General features: G+C 73.6%; 15 protein-coding genes. 6 read left to right on the forward strand and 9 right to left on the reverse strand.

Annotation, left to right across the window (positions count from 1 at the left end):
* The first annotated feature begins 2 nt into the window (after window positions 1-2).
* The 4 genes from MJ604_RS21630 (at window position 3) to MJ604_RS21645 (ending at window position 2,903) form a co-directional block, all read left to right on the forward strand.
* Complete coding sequence (locus MJ604_RS21630; protein ID WP_243060787.1) at window positions 3-794, forward strand: MBL fold metallo-hydrolase; 792 nt, start codon at window positions 3-5, stop codon at window positions 792-794.
* A 118-nt stretch (window positions 795-912) separates the two neighbouring features.
* On the forward strand, window positions 913-1,104 hold the full coding sequence (locus MJ604_RS21635) for a hypothetical protein (protein WP_243060788.1): 192 nt from the start codon (window positions 913-915) through the stop codon (window positions 1,102-1,104).
* A gap of 113 nt (window positions 1,105-1,217) precedes the next feature.
* Complete coding sequence (locus tag MJ604_RS21640) at window positions 1,218-2,066, forward strand: DUF3097 domain-containing protein (RefSeq protein WP_243060789.1); 849 nt, start codon at window positions 1,218-1,220, stop codon at window positions 2,064-2,066.
* A 177-nt stretch (window positions 2,067-2,243) separates the two neighbouring features.
* Entirely contained in the window at window positions 2,244-2,903 is a 660-nt protein-coding gene (locus MJ604_RS21645) for a Crp/Fnr family transcriptional regulator (protein ID WP_243060790.1), read from the forward strand.
* Here the strand turns inward: MJ604_RS21645 and MJ604_RS21650 are convergent.
* The 3 genes from MJ604_RS21650 to MJ604_RS21660 all read right to left on the reverse strand — a co-directional run bounded on the left by MJ604_RS21650 (window position 2,895) and on the right by MJ604_RS21660 (window position 8,742).
* A complete protein-coding gene (locus MJ604_RS21650) occupies window positions 2,895-6,293 on the reverse strand; it encodes an adenylate/guanylate cyclase domain-containing protein (protein WP_279236467.1) in 3,399 nt (1,132 codons plus the stop codon). The two genes, MJ604_RS21645 and MJ604_RS21650, sit on opposite strands and share 9 nt — an antisense overlap.
* Window positions 6,293-7,912, reverse strand: a complete 1,620-nt coding sequence (locus tag MJ604_RS21655; protein WP_243060792.1) for an MFS transporter — start codon at window positions 7,910-7,912, stop codon at window positions 6,293-6,295. The genes MJ604_RS21650 and MJ604_RS21655 overlap by 1 nt, the downstream gene beginning before the upstream one ends.
* A gap of 110 nt (window positions 7,913-8,022) precedes the next feature.
* Window positions 8,023-8,742 (reverse strand): DUF4386 family protein, encoded by a 720-nt coding sequence (locus tag MJ604_RS21660; RefSeq protein WP_243060793.1) that lies wholly within the window; start codon window positions 8,740-8,742, stop codon window positions 8,023-8,025.
* 115 nt (window positions 8,743-8,857) lie between these two features.
* On the opposite strand from MJ604_RS21660, the gene MJ604_RS21665 reads away from it, so the two are divergent.
* Both MJ604_RS21665 and MJ604_RS21670 read left to right on the forward strand, forming a co-directional pair.
* On the forward strand, window positions 8,858-10,804 hold the full coding sequence (locus MJ604_RS21665) for a sensor histidine kinase (protein ID WP_243060794.1): 1,947 nt from the start codon (window positions 8,858-8,860) through the stop codon (window positions 10,802-10,804).
* Entirely contained in the window at window positions 10,801-11,460 is a 660-nt protein-coding gene (locus MJ604_RS21670) for a response regulator transcription factor (RefSeq protein ID WP_243060795.1), read from the forward strand. Before MJ604_RS21665 ends, MJ604_RS21670 begins: the two co-directional genes overlap by 4 nt.
* On the opposite strand, the gene MJ604_RS21675 is transcribed toward MJ604_RS21670, so the two are convergent.
* The 6 genes from MJ604_RS21675 to MJ604_RS21700 are packed head-to-tail and all read right to left on the reverse strand — an operon-like array spanning window position 11,457 to window position 19,678.
* On the reverse strand, window positions 11,457-11,873 hold the full coding sequence (locus MJ604_RS21675; protein ID WP_243060796.1) for a TM2 domain-containing protein: 417 nt from the start codon (window positions 11,871-11,873) through the stop codon (window positions 11,457-11,459). The two genes, MJ604_RS21670 and MJ604_RS21675, sit on opposite strands and share 4 nt — an antisense overlap.
* Window positions 11,874-11,900: 27 nt before the next feature.
* Window positions 11,901-13,124 carry a radical SAM family heme chaperone HemW gene (gene hemW, locus MJ604_RS21680; RefSeq protein ID WP_243060797.1) on the reverse strand — a complete coding sequence of 408 codons (1,224 nt, stop codon included), beginning with the start codon at window positions 13,122-13,124 and terminating at the stop codon, window positions 11,901-11,903.
* Window positions 13,125-13,155: 31 nt separating this feature from the next.
* Window positions 13,156-14,004, reverse strand: a complete 849-nt coding sequence (locus MJ604_RS21685; RefSeq protein WP_243060798.1) for an intradiol ring-cleavage dioxygenase — start codon at window positions 14,002-14,004, stop codon at window positions 13,156-13,158.
* A gap of 54 nt (window positions 14,005-14,058) precedes the next feature.
* Window positions 14,059-17,469, reverse strand: a complete 3,411-nt coding sequence (locus tag MJ604_RS21690; RefSeq protein ID WP_243060799.1) for an error-prone DNA polymerase — start codon at window positions 17,467-17,469, stop codon at window positions 14,059-14,061.
* A complete protein-coding gene (locus tag MJ604_RS21695) occupies window positions 17,469-18,998 on the reverse strand; it encodes a DNA polymerase Y family protein (RefSeq protein WP_243060876.1) in 1,530 nt (509 codons plus the stop codon). Before MJ604_RS21695 ends, MJ604_RS21690 begins: the two co-directional genes overlap by 1 nt.
* Window positions 18,999-19,003: 5 nt before the next feature.
* Window positions 19,004-19,678: a hypothetical protein gene (locus tag MJ604_RS21700; RefSeq protein WP_243060800.1), complete on the reverse strand. Its 675-nt coding sequence runs from the start codon at window positions 19,676-19,678 to the stop codon at window positions 19,004-19,006.
* Between the last annotated feature and the right edge of the window lie 29 nt (window positions 19,679-19,707).

Below are 19,707 nucleotides of genomic sequence, written 5' to 3' on the forward strand. Positions count from 1 at the left end.
CGGTGGCCTTCACCGAGATCGCCGACCGGGTCTGGGTCGCGCGCTACGAGCAGTACGACGTCAACGTGACCCTGGTGGGCGGCTCGTCCGGCCTGCTGGTCGTCGACACGCACGGATCGGCCGCCGCGGCGGCCGACGTGATCGACGACGTCCGCTCGCTCGGCGCCGGCGACGTGACCGGGATCGTCAACACGCACTGGCACTTCGACCACACCTACGGCAACGGCGCGTTCCGGGCGGCGTACGGCGAGGTCCCGATCGTCGCCCACGAGATCGCGGTGGAGGAGCTGGAGCGGTGGGGCGACTCCGACGTCGTCGTGCTGCCGGACCGGACGTTCTCGAGCGCGCTGGTGCTGGACGTCGGCGACCGGCAGGTCGAGCTCGTGTACCCCGGCCGCGGCCACACCGCGGGCGACCTGGTCATGCGGGTGCCCGACGCCGACGTGCTGCTCGCCGGTGACCTCGTCGAGGAGTCCGCTCCGCCGTCGTTCGGCGAGGACTCGTGGCCGATGGACTGGCCGCTGAGCCTCGACGTCGTCCTCGGCCTCAGCACCTCGTCGACGACCGTCGTGCCGGGCCACGGCACGCCGGTGGACCGGGAGTTCGTCGAGGAGCAGCGCAACACCATCGGCATCATCGCCGAGACCATCCGCGACCTGGCCGGGCGCGGCGTGCCCGTCGACCAGGCGCTCGACGCCGGCGAGTGGCCGTGGGAGCGCGACCGGCTGGCGCTCGCCGTCCGCCGCGGCTACGAGCAGCTGCCGAACAGCCAGAAGCGGTTGCCGCTGCTGTGAGCTGCCCCCGTCCGAGCTTGCGAGGACGGGGATCCAGCAGCCGGGTCGAGTGGCCGCGCGAGCGACGAAGGAGCTCGCGACCGGCGTATCGAGACCACAGCCGGGGTACGTCGGTGGCATGAGCGAGAACGACGACAACCAGAGCGGCATCGGGGACGAGGACCTCCCCGAGGACCTCCAGCCCACCGACGACAACCCGCTGGCACAGGATCTCGACGAGGACGACGCGAGGTCGCCCGAGGAGCTGGACATGCAGGGCGGCAAGGCCCCCGAGGAGACCGAGGACACGGACGACGCCGACGAGGGCTGACGATCTCGATACGCCGGTCTGGCGCCGGTGTCTCGGTTCTCACAAGCTCGAACCGAGGGCGCTCACGGCGTGCCCTCCCGGGGACTGTCGGCGGGCTCTTCTAGCGTGGCCGGATGAGCACCGACCGCTACGGCACCGACGTCCTGGCCTCCGACTGGCGCGCTCCGAAGCGCGGCCGCGCGGTCGAGGCGCCCGCGGAGCTGGGCGCCGTGGTCGAAGAGGTCACGACGGACTGGTGCGGTGAGATCGTCGCGGTCGACCGCGACCTGCACACGCTCACGCTGGAGGACCGCCGCGGCAAGCGGCGCACGTTCCCGCTGGGCCCTGGCTTCCTGCTCGAGGGCAGGCCGGTGATCCTGGTCGCCCCACCGCGCGGCGGAGCCCCGGCCGCCCCGACGCGCACCGCCTCCGGATCGATCGCGGTCGCCGGCGCGAAGGCCCGGGTCGCGCGGGCCAGCCGGATCTTCGTCGAGGGCCGGCACGACGCCGAGCTCGTGGAGAAGGTGTGGGGTGACGACCTGCGCATCGAGGGCGTGGTGGTCGAGTACCTCGGCGGCGTCGACGACCTCGCTGACCACCTCCGCGACTTCAAGCCCGGTCCCCAGCGCCGAGTCGGCGTGCTCGTCGACCACCTGGTGCGCGGCTCGAAGGAGAGCCGGATCGCCGACGCGATCTCGAGGTCGCCGGTGGGCAAGGACGTCCTGATCGTCGGGCACCCGTTCATCGACATCTGGGCGGCCGTGAAGCCCGAGCGGCTCGGCCTGCAGAGGTGGCCCGACGTGCCTCGCACCATCGAGTGGAAGAAGGGCGTCTGCCAGCAGCTCGGCTGGCCGCACCGCGACCAGGCCGACATCGCCCGCGCATGGAAGCACATCCTCGGCAAGGTCTCGTCCTACAACGACCTCGACCCGGCCCTGCTGGGCCGGGTCGAGGAGCTCATCGACTTCGTCACCGTGAGCTAAGAGGCGCCGCCCGGTCCCCCGACGGGCGGCAAGATCAGCGCTCGATGTCGAGGTCGCGCGGCGGCTGAACGGTGGTCGTCATGGCCCTCACTCCTCTCGGTTGTCGTTGAGGAAGACTCTGCCGCGCATCGGCCGGTCGTTCTGTTCGCTGGCTGACACTGCGGTTGACTGCTTTCCGTGGACTGGCCGCTGCTCGCGTCGCTCGACGCCGACGAACGTCAACGGGTGCTCGATCGAGCACGGCGGCGCGGCTGGGCGCGCGGCGACGTGCTGTGCAACGAGGGCGACCCGTCCGACAGCCTGCACCTGATCGCGTCCGGTCGGCTCGCAGTCCGCGTCTCCACCAGCGAGGGTGAGCACGCGACCATCAACCTGCTCGGCCGCGGCGACTACTTCGGTGAGCTGTCGCTGCTGGAGGGCCAGGCACCGGTGCGCTCCGCGACCATCGTGGCGCTCGAGCCGGCCGAGACGCTGACGCTGTCGGCGGCGGAGTTCCGCGACCTCCGGTCCCGCCACCCGGCGGCGAACCAGCTGCTGCTCGCCCTGCTCGCCCGGCGGGTCGAGGAGCTGTCGGCCCGGCTGCTGGAGGCGACGTACGACGGGCTCGACCGGCGGGTCCACCGTCGGCTGGCCGAGCTCGCGGAGCTGTACGACGACGGGCGCGGCGACCCGGTCGTCGTCCCCCTCACCCAGGAGCACCTCGCCGAGCTGGTCGGCGGGACCCGGCCGAGCGTGAACCAGGTGCTGCAGAGGCTCGTCGCGGAGGGCGTGGTCGAGCTCGGCCGCGGCCGGGTCGTGGTGCTGGACCGGGACTGGCTGGAGGACAACTCAGGCTGAGACCTGGTCGTCCGCCCATCGGGTGGCGCCGAGCCGCTCGAGGATCTCCTGCGCCTGCTGCGCCTGGTCGGCCGCCTCGTCGGCACGGCCCGCGCGGCGGAGCACCGCAGCCAGGTCGGCCCGGCAGAGTGCGACGTTGGGCTCGGAGTGCCACTGCTGGGACAGCGCGATCGCGTCGCGCAGGTGGGTCTCCGCGGCCGCGTCGTCGCCGGCCGAGGCCGCGAGCAGGCCCGCGATCCGGTTGCGCTGCGCGCGGACACCGGCCGGGTGCGCTCCGCTGTGGCTGTCGGCGAGCGCGAGCAGCTCGGCGAGCGAGGCCCGGTCGCCGTCGGCCCACGCGACCTCGGTCGCGACCATCCAGATCAGCGTGAAGTCGTCGTACATGCCGGCGACGGAGTACGCCGTCTCCGCAGCCTGCCGAGCCAGCGCACCTGCCGGGCGGCTGGTGACCTGGGCGTCCAGCGCCCGGTTCAGCTCGACGAAGCAGCGCAGCGACAGGTCGTCGCCGGCGTACCGGGAGTCCTCCATCTCGCTCGGCATCCGCCACGAGGTGCCGCGGGCGCTCGCGATGCGGGCTCGGACGAGCTCGGCCAGTGGCTCGTCGACGATCGCCTCGTCGGCGTACGCCAGCGCGTCGTCCCAGTCGCCGGTGACGAGGCAGGCGAGGGCGAGGTTCGACATCGCGCTGGAGAGCGCGATCGCGACCCCCGCCCGACGAGACACCCCGACCGCCTCGATCCCGTACTCGCGCGCCAGCGCCGCGTCGTCCGACGCCCAGGTGACGTTGAGGTTCACCAGGGCCCGCGAGAGCGTGACGAGCTGGTGCTCGCGGCGGGCCAGCTCCGCGGCGGCGGTGAACACGACGCGGCCCAGCCCGCGCATGCCGCTCACCATGTGGTGCAGGGCGAAGCCGACGTACGCCTCGGCGACGTAGGCATCGTCGCCGTACTGCTCCGCCAGCCGGACGTGCTCGGCCGCATGGTCGCCGAACCCGTGCTGGGTCCGGAGCTTGATCCGGGTCAGCGTCCGGGCGAGCTCGAGCCGCACCCGCGTCGCGTCCTCGCGGTCGCGGAGCGCGTCGTACCGCTCCTGCGCCATCGTCGCCGGCGTCTCGTAGTCGCCGCGCCCGACGGCGATCGCGTAGACCAGGACGCCGACCGCGTCGGCTGCCTTGATCTCGTCGCCGACGGCGTCGAACGCGTCGCGCGCGGCCTCGGCGGGCTCGATCGCGGCGGCCGGGTCCTCGGTGTCCTGAAGGGCGTGGGCGAGCTCGAGCTGGATGTCGGCCTGCGCGACCGGGTCCGTGACGCGAGCCAGCGCGACCCGCAGGTGCCCGGCGGCCTCCCCCGGCGCCCCGAGGGAGCGGGCCCGCTCGGCGGCGCCGCGGAGCAGCTCGATCGCGCGCCCGGTCAGCGCGGGGACGTCCGGGTCCTCCGGTACGGCGTCGATCGCCTCGAGGTGGTGCTGCGCGGCGATGGCGGCGCTCTCGTCGTCGAGCAGCTCGACGACCGCGAGGTGGCCGGCCTTGCGGTCGCGCCGGGACAGGGTGGCGTACGCGACCTGGCGGGCGACGACCTGCACGAACTGGTAGAGCCCCACGTCGCTGTTGAACCGCCCGGTCTCCTGGCGCAGCAGCTGCAGCCGCACCAGCGAGCCGAGCGCCCGGTCCAGGTCGACGACGTCGGGGCAGAGCGCGGCGATCAGGTCGCGCGGGAACGGCCGGCCGACGATGCTGGCTCGGTCGATCACGCGGCGCTGGTCGGGCGGGAGCTGGTCGAGGCGCGCGGAGATCAGCGCCTGCAGCGACGCGGGCGCGCCGATCGCGTCGAGGTCGAGCGGGTCGTCACCGGCGAGGACGTACTGCCCACCACGAGGTACGACGAGGTCGCGGTCGATCAGCGAGCGGACCGTCTCGACCGCGAACAGCGGCATCCCCTCGGACCGCTGCACGAGCGCGTCGCGGACGTCGTGCCCGAGCCCGGCGACCAGGCCGTCGAGCAGCCGGCCCATGTCGCGGTCGGGCAGCGCCTCGAGGTGGACGACGGTCGCGCGCCGGTTCGTCGCCAGCGCGGGGTTGGTCTCCAGCAGCCCGGGCCGGGCCAGCAGCACCACGAAGCACGGGAAGGTGCCGGCGGCGAGCAGGTGCTCGACGAACCGGAGCAGCCCGTCGTCGGCGTGCTGCGCGTCGTCGATGACGAGCGCGACCGGGATGCCGTCGCCGCTGACCCGCTCGAGGAACGTCGCCCAGGCCGCGAACAGGTCCTCGCGCTGGAACGAGCCGACCGCGCCGACGCCGAGCAACGCGGCGATCCGCGGCTCGATCCACGCCCGCTCGTCGGGGTCGGGGACGATGAGCTCGAGGCTGGAGTTGTCGAGCCGGGTGCGGATCGCCTCGGCGAGCGCGTAGAACGCGACGCCCTCGCCGTACGACAGGCAGCGGCCGGTGTGCCAGCGGACGTCGGCGCTGAGGCCGTCGATGTACTTCTCGAACTCCCACGCCAGGCGGGACTTGCCGACGCCGGCCTCGCCGGAGACGACGACCAGCGTGGGCAGGCCGGTCTCCTCGACACGGTGGAAGAGCTCCTTGACCAGCCGCATCTCGCTCTCGCGACCGACCAGCGGCGCCTCGAGTCCGTCGGCGCGCTGGGCGCCGCCGACCGCGGCGACGACGGCGCGGACCGACCACAGCGGCACCGGGTCGGCCTTGCCCTTCATCGGGTGGCTGCCGACGTCGACGTACGTGATCGCCGACGACGTCAGCAGCCGGGTGGTCTCGTCGACCCAGACCTGTCCCGGGGTCGCGGCGGTCTGCACGCGCGAGGCGGTGTTGACCGCGTCGCCCGCGACCATGCCCTGCTGCTCGGCGCCGATGGTGACCGCGACCTCGCCGGTGACGATGCCGACGCGCATCTCGAGGCCCATCGCGGTGATCGTGTCGATCAGCTCGAGCCCGGCACGCACGGCACGCTCGGCGTCGTCCTCGTGCGCGATCGGCACGCCCCACACGGCCATCACCGCGTCGCCGATGAACTTCTCGAGCACACCGCCGTAGCGAGCGACGATCGCGCGGCACTCGTCGAAGTAGCGCGAGAGCAGCTCGCGGACCTGCTCGTGGTCACGACTCTCGGAGAGCTCGGTGAAGCCGACGAGGTCGCCGAACAGCACGCTGGTGATCCGGCGGGAGGCGACCGGCTGGGCCGGCCCGGCGCTCGCGCCGAGCTCGCCGCCGCAGCTGCTGCAGAAGCGCGCACCGGGCACGACCTCGGCCTGGCAGGTGCGGCAGGTCAGTGGCTGGAGGGTCGCCCCGCAGGCGAAGCAGAACCTCGCTCCGGCCGGCTGTCCCGAGGCCCCACAGCTACCGCAGCTCGTCACCGGGTCAGGATGACGCATCAGACCGCGAGCCGGTCGGCAATCACCGTATCCGCCGCGCGGGTCGCGGCCGGAGCGCCGGCCACGGCGGCGAGGAAGTCGGCCCGGCTCAGCCCGAGCAGCACGGTGTCCTCGACCGCCGTGACGGTCGCGGTGCGCGGCAGGTCGCGCAGCAGCCCGATCTCGCCGAGGTACTCCCCGGGCCCCTCGGTGCGCAGGTGGTCGTGGTCGCGGGTCACCTCGACCCGGCCGGACAGGATCACGAAGAAGCCGTCGGCGGGGTCGCCCGTCGACATCACCCGGGCGCCGGCGGCGTACGTCGTGGGCTCGAGCTTGGCGGCCAGCGCCTCGATCGCGGCCGGCGGCAGCGGCGCGAAGATGTCGATCTCGCGGAGCAGGGCGGCGTGCTCCGGCTCGCCGAGCCGGGCATCGAGGCGGGTCATCCGCGGCAGGCTGGCCAGCGTGATCGCGAGGACCGCGATGCCGAGAGCGGCCATCGCGCCGCGCAGACCGAGGAGCTCCACGAGCAGCGGGGCGACCGCGGCGCCGAGCGCCATCGAGCCGATCAGCGAGCTGTCCACGGCGGCGAACACCCGCGAGATGAGCCGCTCCGGCGCGAGCCGCTGCGGGATCGTGTCGAGACCGAGGTTCACCCACGGGTCGGCGAGGCCGATCACGGCGAGCGCCGCGACGGCGACCACCGGGCTCGGGAACAGCGCCATCGCCAGCAGCGGAACCGCCCAGCCGAGCACGCCGTACGCCATGTTGCGGGCGAGCCCGCCCTTGCCGACCAGGCCGAGGACGACCAGGCCGCCGAGCACGGTGCCCAGGCCCATGACGGTGTTGAGGTAGCCGACGCCGGCGGCGCCGGCGTCCAGCACGTGCACCGAGATCAGGACCAGGAACACGGTGAGCGCGCCCCAGATGACGCCCTGCGAGGCGGCGAGCAGGGAGACCGTGCCGAGGTCGCGGTCCCGGCCGAGCTGGGCGAACCCGGCCGTCACCTCACGCAGGAAGGCCTCGCCCTCCTCCGCCTCGGCGGCCGCCTTCTCCTGCGCCGGCGCCGTGACGGCGGCCACCAGGGCGAGCGACCAGAGGAACGTCAGCGCGTTCAGCCAGAACACCGCCTGCACGTCGACGAACGTCAGCAGCAGCGCGCCGATCGCCGGGCCGCTGAACATCGCCACGGTCTCGAGGTTGGAGGTGACGGCGTTCGTCGCGGTCAGCTCGGCCGGGTCGTCGACCAGCCGCGGCACCAGGCCGGACTGGGCGGCGCGGAAGCTCGCCCCGACCCCGGCGGCGAGCAGCGCGAGCCCGAACACCAGCAGCGCGGGACCGTCCGCGCCGATGACGATCGCGCCGGCCGCGACGAGCACCGCGCGGACCGCGTCGTTCGCCATCATGTAGCGCTTGCGGGAGCCGACCCGGTCCGCGACGTGCGCGCCGAGCGGGCCGGCCACCGCGGCGACGACGAACCGCAGCGCCTGGTAGATGCCGACGGCAGCCGCGCCGCCCTCGGTGTAGGCCCACACCATGACCGCGACGCCGTAGGCCCAGTCGCCCATCGTCGAGCCGAAGAACGCGAGCTGGATGCGTCGCAACGAGGGGTTGGCGAGGACCCGCTTGATCGATCCGGACATGACGAACCTCCGTGGCTGCGATGGGGCGCTCCCTGCGGAGCGGGCTCATCGTGGAGCCGACGGAGGTCGTCGTTCTGTCCGGTCGCTGACACAGCAGCGGGTCGGTCCGCTCAGCGGCGGACGGCCTGCCGCGCGATCAGGAGGACCGCGCCCGCCTGGAGGACGCCACCGACGACGCTGACCCCGACCGCGAACTCACCCGATCCGAGCACGAAGCCGGCCAGGTAGAGCGGCGCGGCCCACACGGTGACGTCGCGGCGCGCCACGACCATCGCGATGCCCGCGACCAGCGTGCCGGTGATCGCCATCAGCATCATCGGGCCGAGCACCACGAAGACCGGGCCCTCCTGCAGCTGCGACCAGATGTGCTGGGCGCCCGGCACGACCTGGCCGTCCTCCACGAAGGACGCCGCGACCAGCCGCAGCCCGGCGAACCCGCCACCGCCGACGGCGGCGACGCTCAGCATCGTGGCGGCCGTCGCCGCGAGCCGTGGAGCGCGATCGCGCAGGGCGGCGTACAGCGTCAGCGCCCAGGCGAGCATGGTGACCATCGCAACGAGGTAGACGACCGTCGCGGCGACGTACTGCCCCGGGTCCTCGGCGATCGCCTCGAGCAGGACGGTGGCGTCGTCGCGGGGCAGCAGCCCGGTCGGGTCGAGGGCGTACTGCGCGGCCAGCGCGAGCGGTGACACCACCGAGGCGATCGCCAGCAGGCGCCGGCGGAGCGGGACGGGGTCCGGTACGACGGTGGTGCGGGTGAGCTGCGGGTCGAGGACGCCGGCGCCCAGCTGGATCTCGTTCACGGTGTTCTCCTGAGTGGTTCGGTTCATGGCGAGAACCCTCCGGCGGCGGACGTCCCGCGGGCATCTGCCCGATGTCCCGATCCGCACCCGGGACACCGAACCCTGCTCGCCGGGATCGGTGCGCTGGCAGGATGCCCGCACCATGAGGAACCGGATCGTCCCCGTCGCTACCGCCGCCGGCGGCCTGCTGTGCGTCGCGCTCGCGCTGGTGGTCGCCGTCGACCTCGCCGTGCGCGACGAGTACCGCCCCGAGGTCGACCAGCTCCTCCGCGGCGTGACCGCCGGGATCGCGTACGGCGGCCTCGGCGGCTTCCTCGCCGCGCGCCGACCGCAGCTCTCCATCGGCTGGGTGATGCTGCTGATCGGGTTCAGCAACGCCTTCTCCTCGGCGACCGCGGTGCTCGCCGACCGCACGCTCACCGACGACACGGCCGTGACCGACTGGGCGTTCTGGCTGTCCACCTGGTCGTGGGCGCCCGGCTACGTGCTGGTGCCGACCGTGCTGCTCCTGCTGCTGCCGAACGGCCGACCGTACGGCCGGTTCGGCCGGGCGCTCGTGGCGGTGGCGGCCGCGGGCACGGCGCTGGTCACGCTGGCCTGGGCGGTCACGCCGTACGACCAGCAGGACTACGCGCTGCCGGAGCGGTACGCGCACCTGACCAACCCGGTGGGCATCGACGGCGCCGGCGTGCTGCTGCCGGTGTCGCTCGCCGCGGTGCTCGTGGGCATGGCGGCGGGACTGGTGACGCTGGCCCTGCGGCTGCGCACCTCGCGCGGCCACGAGCGCGAGCAGGTCTACTGGGTGCTCGCTGGCGCGTCGCTGACCGTGCTGCTGCTGGTCGGCGGTTTCGTGTTCGCCGATGCCAGCGATGCGATCATCGCGCTCGCGATGCTGCCGCTGCCGCTGGCGATCACCTGGTCGTCGGTACGCCGGCGCCTGTGGGACCTGGACCAGGTCGTCAACAAGTTCCTCGTGGTCGCGGTCGTGGGCGGCCTCGGCGCCATCGTCGGTGCGGTGCTCCCGGTGCCGGCCGGCCTGGCCGCGGCCGTCGCGGCCGTCGTGGTGCTCCCCGTTGTCGGGCCGGTGCAGCAGGCCGTCAACCGGTTCCTCTACCGCGACGCGACCGAGCCGACCGCGGCCGTGCACCGGCTCGGCGACCAGGTGGGCGCGGCCACCTCGCCCCGCGAGGCACTGACCCGCGTCCTGGAGGTCGTGGCGACCACGCTCGCCGCGGAGGGCGTCGAGGCCCGGCTGACCGACGGCACGGTGGTCGCGTACGGCACGACGGTCGGTGAGCAGGTCACGATCCCGCTGGTGCACCACCAGGTGACCGTCGGCGGGCTCGTGATCGCCGTACCGCCGGGCGGGCTGGGCGCGCGCGGCGAGGCGCTGCTCGGCGACCTGGCCCGGCACGCGGCCGTCGTCGCCCACGCGATCGCGCTGCAGGACGCCGTGCAGCTCTCCCGCGAGCAGGTCGTGGTGGCTCGCGAGGAGGAGCGCCGGCGGATCCGCAACGACCTCCACGACGACCTCGGTCCCCGGCTGGCCGCGACCGCGCTCCAGCTCGAGAACGCCGTCGACATGGTGGTCGACGACCCCGGCCGGGCGGTGCAGGTGCTCGAGCGCGCCACCGGCTACCTGCGTGACGGCGTCGCCGACGTCCGCCGGATCGTCGACGACCTGCGGCCCGCCGCGCTCGACGACCTCGGACTGGAGCAGGCGGTCCGGGAGCAGGCGACCCGGCTCGGCCTGCACGGGCTCGCCGTCACCGTGACGACCGACGGGGACCTGGCCGGGCTGTCGGCCGCGGCCGAGGTCGCGGCGTACCGGATCTGCTCCGAGGCGATGACGAACGTCGCCCGCCATGCCGACGCCCGGCAGCTGCGGGTGCGGCTCGCGCGCGTGCCCGAGGGCGTCACGATCGAGGTCGCCGACGACGGCAGCGGGTTGCCGGACGACCTGGTGCCCGGGGTCGGGCTCGGGTCCATGCACCAACGGGCGGCCGAGCTCGGCGGCACCTGCGTGGTGCAGGGTGGACCGGGCACAGGCACGGCCGTGACAGCGACGATCCCCGTGGAGGCACGATGAGCGAGCAGGCCGAGCTGCGGGTGCTGGTGGTTGACGACCACCCGATGTTCCGCGAGGGGCTGATCGCCGTGGTGGACAGCCTCCCCTGGGCGGCCGTGGTCGGCGAGGCCGGCGACGGCGAGGCGGCGGTCGCGGAGGCGCTGCGCACCCGCCCGGACGTCGTCCTCATGGACCTCCAGATGCCCGGCACCAACGGGCTCGAGGCGACCCGTCGGCTGACCGCCGAGCTGCCGGGGACTGCCGTGGTCGTGCTGACGATGGTCGAGAACGACGAGGCCGTGGCCGCGGCGCTACGGGCCGGAGCCCGTGGCTACTTGGTGAAGGGCGCGAGCAAGCAGGACATCACGCGAGCCCTCGAGGCGGCCGGGCACGGTGACGTGATCCTGGGCGCGGGCGTCGGGGCAGGCGTGCTCTCCCGGCTGACGACGCGGGGTGATGCGCTGGCGCCGTTCCAGCAGCTCAGCGAGCGGGAGCGGGAGGTGCTCGACCTGGTCGCGCAGGGCCTGACGAACGGGGCGATCGCGCGGCAGCTCTACCTGTCTGAGAAGACCGTGCGCAACATCGTGTCGTCGATCCTCTCCAAGCTGCCGGCCGCGACCCGCGCCGAGGCGGTTGCCCGGGCGCGGGACGCGGGGATGGGCGGGGCGTCCGTCTAGCTGCTGCGGAGCGGACGACCCTGCGCGTCCTTGCTGTCGGTCGCGAGGATCATGATGCCGTCGATGAAGGGCCACAGGGCGCCGATGCCGCACGTCAGGATCGTGACGACCAGCTGCCACACGCCGGTCTTCGTGTCGCCGATGTAGAAGCGACCGATGCCGAGCGGGATCAGGATCTGCAGCAGGCCGGCGACCAGCTTGGTCTTGTCGGAATACGGGACGCCGGTGACCGGGTGCACGCCGTACGGCGCGGCCGGGTTCGGGGCGGCGAAGCCGCCGGCCGGCGGGGGCGCGTAACCGCCCTGGGGCTGGCCGTACGGCGGCGGCGCGGGCTGCTGGTAGGGCGGCGGCGGAGGCGGCGCCTGGCCCTCGGCGGGCTGGTTCGGGTCGGGAGTCTCGGGACCTTGGGTCATGGCCACACCCTAGGGCTCTGCCAGGCCCTACGGCAGCAGGTCGCGGACGATCGCGTCGGCGAGCAGCCGGCCGGTGCGGGTCGGCACCAGCCGGTCGCCGTGCTCGGTGAGCAGCCCGCGGCCGACGAGGTCCGGGACCGCGGCGAGGCCGTGGGCGTCCAGCGTGTCGGTCGGCAGGCCATCACGCAGCCGCAGCTCGAGCAGCACCCGCTCGATGCGGCGGCTGTCCTCGTCGAGCACCTCGCGCGCGTGGGCCGGGCTGCGATCGGCGCCGATCCGGTCGGCGTACGCCGCCGGGTGCTTGACGTTCCACCACCGCACGCCGCCGACGTGGCTGTGCGCGCCGGGACCGACGCCCCACCAGTCGCCGCCGGTCCAGTAGAGCAGGTTGTGCCGGCAGCGGCTCGTCGTGTCATCGGGGAGGCCCTTGGCCCAGTTGGAGACCTCGTACCACTCCAGACCCGCCTGGTTGAGCCTCTCGTCGACCAGCACGTACTTATCGGCGAGGTCGTCCTCGTCGGGCATCGGCAGCTCGCCGCGCTTCACCCGGCGGGCGAGGGCGGTGCCCTCCTCGACGATGAGGGAGTACGCCGACACGTGGTCGGGGTTGCTCGCCAGGGCGGTGTCCACGCTGGTCGCCCAGTCCTCGAGGCTCTCCCCCGGCGTGCCGTAGATGAGGTCGAGGCTCACCTGCTCGAAGCCCGCCTGCCGCGCCCAGTCGACGACCTGCGGCACCCGCAGCGGGTCGTGGGTGCGGTCGAGCACCGCGAGCACGTGCGGCAGGGCGGACTGCATCCCGAACGACAGCCGGTTGAACCCGCCCGCGCGCAGCGCCTCCAGTGCGACCAGGTCGACACTGTCCGGGTTGGACTCGGTGGTCACCTCGGCGCCGGGCGCGAGCCCGAACTCGTGGTCGATCGCCCGCACGATGTTGCTCAGGTCGGCCGGGTCGAGCAGCGTCGGCGTGCCGCCCCCGAAGAACACCGTGCTGACCGGCACGTCCACGTCGCCCAGCACCCGCCGGGCCCGGCGTACCTCCGCGATCGCGGTGTCGGCGTACGACGCCCGGCTCGCGCCCGGCCCGAGCTCGTCGGCGGTGTAGGTGTTGAAGTCGCAGTAGCCGCAGCGCACCGTGCAGAACGGCACGTGCACGTAGAACCCGAACGGCCGCTCGCCGAGCCCCGCGAGCGCACTTTCCGGAAGGGACCCGTCCTCGGGGACAGGATCACCAGCGGGCAGGGCGGACGGCATGGCCCGATTCTCCCCCACTCACCGACCCGGTTCACACGGGGACGTTGAGGGAGATGGTGTAGCCGCTGTCGACGGAGCCGGTGACGGCAGCCATCTGGAGCGAGTGGCCGTCGGCGAAGACGTTGTCGCTGTCGAGGCTGACGCGGGCGAGGTTGTCGACGGAGGTGTCGTACCCCTCGGTGGCGTAGACGGTCTCGCAGACGTCCTGCGGGAGGGCGAGCTGGGAGGTGCGCAGCTTGTTCGTGTACGACGTGGCGTCGTCCAGCGACCGGTAGACCTCGAAGTGCATGTGCGGCCAGCGGCCGTCGTAGCAGGCGGGGAAGATCGAGGTGAACTCCACGCGGCCGTCGGCGTCGGTCTCCTGCACGCCGCGCAGGTAGTTCTCGTCGGCGATCTCCTGGTCGTACATGGAGTACCGCCCCTCGCGGTCGCAGTGCCACAGGTAGACCGCGGCACCGGCCATCGCGGTGGCGTCGTCGCCGTTGAGGTCGAGGACCTTGAGCCTGATCGTGACCGGGACACCTTCGGCGACCCCGGACGCCGAGCCGAACGACGTGGTGAGGTCGCTCCGGACGACCCCCGACTCCGCGAGCACGTTCACGCCGTTCGACCCGTCGCCGGGGTACGGGCCGGCGGTCTCCTCGGGGATCTCGCCGTCCGCGACCTGCACCGACGTCTCCCCACCAGCGGGAGGGCCGCCCCGGGTGCTGCTGGACGTGACGGTCTCGGGTTCGTCGGTCCCACAGCTCACTGCCAGCGCGGCCACTCCCGCGGCGCCGAAGACCGCGAGCATCCCTCGCCGGCCCATCCTCTTGTTCCGCTCGACGATGCGAGGCAGGTCGTGGGAGAGGCCGAGGTCGTGGTCTTCGAGTTCTTCCATGTCCCCAGGAGACCCGGCGAGCCTGTGTGGCTCCTGTGCGACCGCAGTGAGCCGTCAGTGGAAGTCCCGCGAGCGGTGCCGGGCCTGGAGCGCCTGCCCGGCCTCGGCGTGCACGGTCTCGATCGCGGAGAGCCGGTCGGCGAGCAGGTTGGTGACGCCGTCGCGCCGCTCGAGGATGCCGCGGATCACCATGCCGGCGGCGCTGTTGGCGACGTTGCGGTAGCGCCGCCACACCCCGACCGTGCAGACCACGTTGAGCATCCCGGTCTCGTCCTCGAGGTTGAGGAACGTGACGCCCTGCGCGGTGCCCGGCCGCTGCCGGTGCGTGACCAGCCCCGCGACGTGCACCCGCCCCGGGGGGACGACGAAGCAGTCGGCGACGGACTTGATCCCGGCCGCCCGCAGCCGGTCGCGCAGGTGCTCGAACGGGTGCCCCCCGGGCGTGATCCCGGTCGCCCACATGTCCGCCATCGTGATCTCGACGTCGTCCATCTCCGGCAGCATCGGCGCGGCCCCGGAGACGCGGATCCCCTCGAGGTGCTCGTCGGTCTCGGTCCAGCCGGCGTTCCACAGCGCCTGCCGGCGCGTGAGACCGGTCCCCTCGAACACGCCCGCGGTCGCGAGCGCCTCGAGCTGGCGCGCATCCAGCCCGGCCCGCCGGGACAGGTCGGCCTGGTCGGCGAACGGCCGCTCCTCGCGCGCCGCCACGATCCGCTCGGCCACGGCCGTGCTGATGCCGCGCACGGAGTCCAGCCCGAGACGTACGGCGTACGACGTGTCGCGCCGGTGCTCCGGGGTCGGGTCGGGTGTGCCCGGCACCCACGGCGCCCACGCGCCGTCCGACAGGCACGCGTCGAGCCCGGTCGGGCCGGGAGGCCTCCCAGAATCGACAGAGTGCTCGAGGTCGGCGGTCGGGCGGGACAGCGCGAGGTCGGGGCGGAGTACCTCCACGCCGTGCCGGCGCGCGTCGTGCACCAGCGACTGCGGCGAGTAGAACCCCATCGGCTGCGCGCGCAGCAGCGCGGCCAGGAACGCGCCCGGGTAGTGCAGCTTGCACCACGAGCTCGCGTAGACGAGCTTGGCGAACGACAGCGCATGGCTCTCGGCGAAGCCGAAGTTCGCGAACGACAGGATCTGCAGGTAGATCGCGTCCGCCTGTGCCCCGACGATGCCCTTCTCGGCCATCCCGGACATCAGCTTCGCCTTCACCGACTCGATCCGCTCGACGCCGCGCTTGGAGCCCATCGCCCGGCGCAGCAGGTCGGCCTCGTCGCGGTTGCAGTCGCCGAGCGCCCGCGCCATGTCCATCAGCTGCTCCTGGAAGAGGGGTACGCCGCGGGTGCGCTCCAGGACCGGGATGAGCAGCGGGTGGGCGTACTCGACCGGCTCGCGTCCGGTCGCGCGGCGTACGTAGGGATGCACCGCGCCGCCCTGGATCGGACCGGGCCGGATCAGCGCGATCTCGATCGCCAGGTCGTAGAACTCCCGCGGCTGCAGCCGCGGCAGCGTGCCGATCTGGGCGCGGCTCTCGACCTGGAACACGCCCACCGAGTCGGCGCGGCAGAGCATGTCGTAGACCGCCGACTCCTCCTTGGGGATCGACGCGAGCGTCCAGTCCTCGCGGAGGTGCTCGCGGACGATCACCATCATGTGGTCGAGCGCGCTGAGCATCCCGAGCCCGAGCAGGTCGAACTTCACCAGCCCCATGAACTCGCAGGCGTCCTTGTCCCACTGCAGCACCGTGCGCTTCTCCATCCGCGCCCGCTCGATCGGCACCACCTCGCCGATCGGCCGCTCGGTGAGCACCATCCCGCCGGAGTGGATGCCGAGGTGCCGCGGCGCCCCGAGGAGGCCGTTGGCGAGGTCGACGACCGGAGCGGGTACGTCGTGCTCGCCGCCCTCACGCACCGCCACCTCGGTCCACGAGGTGACCTGCTTCGACCAGGCGTCCTGCTGGCCGGGCGAGTGACCCAGCGCCTTCGCGGCGTCGCGGACCGCCATCTTCGGCCGGTAGCCGACGACGTTCGCGACCTGGGCGGCGTTGTGCCGGCCGTACTTCTCGTAGACCCACTGGATGACCTGCTCCCGCTTGTCGGAGTCGAAGTCGACGTCGATGTCGGGCTCCTCCTCGCGGTGCTGGGAGATGAACCGCTCGAACGGCAGCCGGTAGAAGACCGGGTCGATCGCGGTGATGCCGAGCGCGTAGCAGACCGCCGAGCTGGCCGCGGATCCCCTGCCCTGGCAGAGGATCCCGCTCTCCCGGGCGAACTCCACGATGTCGTGGACGATCACGAAGTAGCCGTCGAAGTCCTTCTCCGCGATCACCTTCAGCTCGTGCTCCACCCGCTCGCGCGCCTCGTCGACGTGGGGTTCGTTGGCGTACCGGATCGCGAAGCCCCGCTCGGTCAGCTCGCGCAGCCAGCCGGACGGGGTCCAGCCGTCGGGCACGAACTTCGGCAACCGCGGGCTGGCCTTCTGGAGGTCGAACGCGACCTCGTCGGCGAGCACGACGCTGCGCTCGACCGCGCCCGGGTAGCGCGCGAACCGGCGCGCCATCTCCGCGCCCGAGCGCAGGCTGGCCAGCCCCGACGCCGGCAGCCAGCCGTCCATGTCGGCCAGGCTGCGCCGGGCGCGGACGGCGGCCATCGCGCCGGCCAGCCGGTGCTGCTCGGGCCGGGCGTAGTGGACGTTGTTGGTGGCGACGTACGGCAGCCCGTGGTCACGCGCGAGCCGGGCGAGCACGTCGTTGTGGGCGCTGTCGGTGGGGTGCCCGTGGTCGATCAGCTCGACCGCGACGTTCTCGTGACCGAACAGCGCGGTCAGTCGGTCCAGCTCGGTGGCGGCGTATGACGGACCACGGGTCAGCGCCTGGCGTACGGCGCCCTTGCGGCAGCCGGTGAGCACCAGCCAGTGCCCTCCCCGTCGACCACCGCCGCGCTCGGCGAGCTCGCCCAGGTCGTAGACCGGCTTGCCCTTCTCGTCACCGCGCAGCTGGGCGTCGGTGATCGCGCCGGCCAGCCGGTGGTAGCCCTCGACCCCGCGCGCGAGCACCAGCAGGTGGCCGCCCTCCGGGTCGGGCACGCCGTTCTGCGGCTTGGTCAGCCCGAGCGACAGCTCGGCGCCGTAGATCGTCTTCAGCCCACCGTGCAATTGCGCCGTTTCCGCAAAGAGGGGTGCGCCGTAGAACCCGTCGTGGTCGGTGATCGCCAGCGCGTGCAGCCCGAGCCGGAGCGCCTCGAGCACCAGGTGGTCGGGGCCGCTGGCGCCGTCGAGGAAGCTGAAGTTCGAGTGGCAGTGCAGCTCGGCGTACGGCGTGACCGGTCCGGTCGGCCGCTCGACGTCGACCTGCTGCTGCTTGCGCTTGCGCTGCGAGATCGGCGCCTCGGGGTCCTGGGGCGTGTTGACCCGGCCGGAGAGCCGCTTCTCGAGCTCGCCCCAGGAGATCGCGGGGTTGGACCAGCCCATCAGTCGTACGCAGCTTCCGTGAACCAGACCCCGTCGTCCCACGTCATCAGCCAGGCCCGGCCGTCCACACCGACCACCTGGAAGCGGGCGACCCTCCTCGGGGTGGCCTCCCACCACAGCTCCTCGACCGGCCACGGCCCGGCCCAGGCGGCGACCGGCTGCCAGTCTCCGGACGGGCCGGGACGGAACCGCTCCGGCTCGCACGTCACCCCACCGCGCTCGTCGACGCCGACCGTGCTGCCGCCCGGGCCGACCATGGCGGCCGACCAGGGACTGGCCAGCACCCGCGAGGGCGCGGGTGGCGGGATGCTGCCCGGCCACGGCGGACCGGTCGGCCGCAGTCCGGCCGGCCGCTCGCCCCACGGCACCAGCACCTGCCGGTCGGCCGGCGCGCGGCCGCCCTGGAGCACGGGACGGACCACGGCCTCGTGCCCGAGCATCCCCTGCACGCGCGCGATGCCGCGCTCGACCCGCTCGTCGGTGCCGCCCCAGAGACCGTCGGCGTGCACGGCGTCGGGCACGACGGTCAGCGGCGTGATCATGATCCGGTCGACGGGCGCGCGCACCTCTCCGGCGCGGAACCCGCCCTGCAGCTGCCAGTGCAGCCGGTCGACCAGATCGGCGGCGGTGAACCAGCGCGGGTGCAGCCACACCCGCGCCGACGCCGGCTCGGAGGAGCCCTCGCAGCGCGCCTCGACCAGCACCTCGGTGCAGACCAGCCCGAGCCGGGCCAGCTGGTCGACGACCCGGTCGGCGGTCTGCCGGACGCTGAAGCTGATCGTCTCGGCGTTGTCGAGCGGCGGCTCGAAGTCGACGTGGCAGGCGAGGTCGGGGGGCGGGGTGCGCGGCGCGAGCGCCTCGGCGCCGTCGCCGCTCACGACCCGGTGCACCCACGCGACCTGCCGCCCGAACCGGTCGCGTACGTCGACCGCTGACAGGTCGGCCAGGTCCCCGAGCGTGCGCAGCCCGAGGCGCTTCATCAGGCTGACGGCGTCCCTGCCTTCCGGGGAGTCCTCGACCACCTCGACCGGCAGCCCGCGCAGGAACGGCACGGACTCCCCCGGCTCGACGACCAGGCAGTCCTGTCGCTCGGCGTGCCGCGCCGCGTGCTCGGCGGTGAACAGCTCGTCGGCCACGCCGAACCGGCAGTCCCACACGCCGAGCCCGACCAGCCGCTCGGCGAGCAGCGCGGCCCCGGCCGGCTCTCCCCCGTGGAACCGGCCCGGCGCCCGCACCGCCAGCAGCCCCGGACGCAACGGGGTCACGCCCGGCCGGACCTCCTCGACCGCCGCCAGCACCGGCTCGAACGCGCGGGCGTCACGGTCGGGGGCGGCGGCGTACACCTTGAGCTCGGGGCAGCGGCCCTGCGCGTCGCGGCGGCGCATCCCGCGGCGTACGCCGGAGGTGCGGGCCGCGGCGTTGCTCGCGACCACCCGGTTGGCGTGGAACACCGCCGCCGGGAGGTGGGTGGGCAACCCGTCCTCGGCCAGCGCGGCGACGACCGGCCAGTCCGGGCACCAGGCGACCATGACCCTCAACTCGCAGCCTCCGCGACCGGGGCGAGGCCCTGCTGGAACGACGGGTCCTCCGCCCTGCGGTAGGTCTGGTCCTCTGCGGGGAACCACAGCGCCCCGCGCCGCGGCGGCGCCGACCCGCGCTGGGCCTCGACCAGGATCCGGCGGGCGCGCAGGTGGCCGTGGCCCTCGCCGACACCGCTCCAGGCGGGCGACCGGGTGGTCAGCCGCACCTCGGCGCGCGGCCAGTCACCGAGGACGACCAGTGCGGCCGATCGCTTGCGCAGGCGGGCGCCGAGCTTCGCCGCGACCTGCTCGGGCACCCGGCCGGGCGGCTTCACCAGCACCACGGTCACGACGTCGACCAGCGCGCCGATCACCTCGAGCCACTGCTCGCCCGGCTCCGGCACCAGCACCGTGCGGTCGAGGTCGACCCCCAGCGCGCGCGCCGCCTCCGCGCCGAAGTCGCTCACCCCGACCGCGGCCGCCCAGCTCCCGGCCTTCGACGGCCCGGCCAGCAGCGCCAGCGCGAGGCTGGCGCTGTCGACCGCGTAGCTGCCGCCCGCGCGCAGCTGGACAAGCCCGGTGAGCGCCGGATGGGTCTCCAGCGGCAGCCGCGGCAGGCCGTCCTGCATGCCCGCCATCCGGCTGCGCAGCTGCGCGATCGTGTCGAGGGTGGCCGGTGCTGGAGTCACACCCCAGTATCGAACATGTGTTCGAACAG

It is taken from the genome of Nocardioides sp. SR21 (assembly GCF_022761125.1).
Lineage (GTDB): Bacteria > Actinomycetota > Actinomycetes > Propionibacteriales > Nocardioidaceae > Nocardioides.

Excerpts from the sequence above, each read along its gene's own strand:
- MJ604_RS21635 (WP_243060788.1), top strand. The coding sequence starts at position 913 with ATGAGCGAGAACGACGACAACCAGAGCGGCATCGGGGACGAGGACCTC.
- MJ604_RS21640 (WP_243060789.1), top strand. The coding sequence starts at position 1,218 with ATGAGCACCGACCGCTACGGCACCGACGTCCTGGCCTCCGACTGGCGC.
- MJ604_RS21650 (WP_279236467.1), bottom strand. The coding sequence starts at position 6,293 with ATGCGTCATCCTGACCCGGTGACGAGCTGCGGTAGCTGTGGGGCCTCG.
- MJ604_RS21655 (WP_243060792.1), bottom strand. The coding sequence starts at position 7,912 with ATGTCCGGATCGATCAAGCGGGTCCTCGCCAACCCCTCGTTGCGACGC.
- MJ604_RS21660 (WP_243060793.1), bottom strand. The coding sequence starts at position 8,742 with ATGAACCGAACCACTCAGGAGAACACCGTGAACGAGATCCAGCTGGGC.
- MJ604_RS21665 (WP_243060794.1), top strand. The coding sequence starts at position 8,858 with ATGAGGAACCGGATCGTCCCCGTCGCTACCGCCGCCGGCGGCCTGCTG.
- MJ604_RS21670 (WP_243060795.1), top strand. The coding sequence starts at position 10,801 with ATGAGCGAGCAGGCCGAGCTGCGGGTGCTGGTGGTTGACGACCACCCG.
- MJ604_RS21675 (WP_243060796.1), bottom strand. The coding sequence starts at position 11,873 with ATGACCCAAGGTCCCGAGACTCCCGACCCGAACCAGCCCGCCGAGGGC.
- hemW (WP_243060797.1), bottom strand. The coding sequence starts at position 13,124 with ATGCCGTCCGCCCTGCCCGCTGGTGATCCTGTCCCCGAGGACGGGTCC.
- MJ604_RS21685 (WP_243060798.1), bottom strand. The coding sequence starts at position 14,004 with ATGGAAGAACTCGAAGACCACGACCTCGGCCTCTCCCACGACCTGCCT.
- MJ604_RS21690 (WP_243060799.1), bottom strand. The coding sequence starts at position 17,469 with ATGGGCTGGTCCAACCCCGCGATCTCCTGGGGCGAGCTCGAGAAGCGG.
- MJ604_RS21695 (WP_243060876.1), bottom strand. The coding sequence starts at position 18,998 with ATGGTCGCCTGGTGCCCGGACTGGCCGGTCGTCGCCGCGCTGGCCGAG.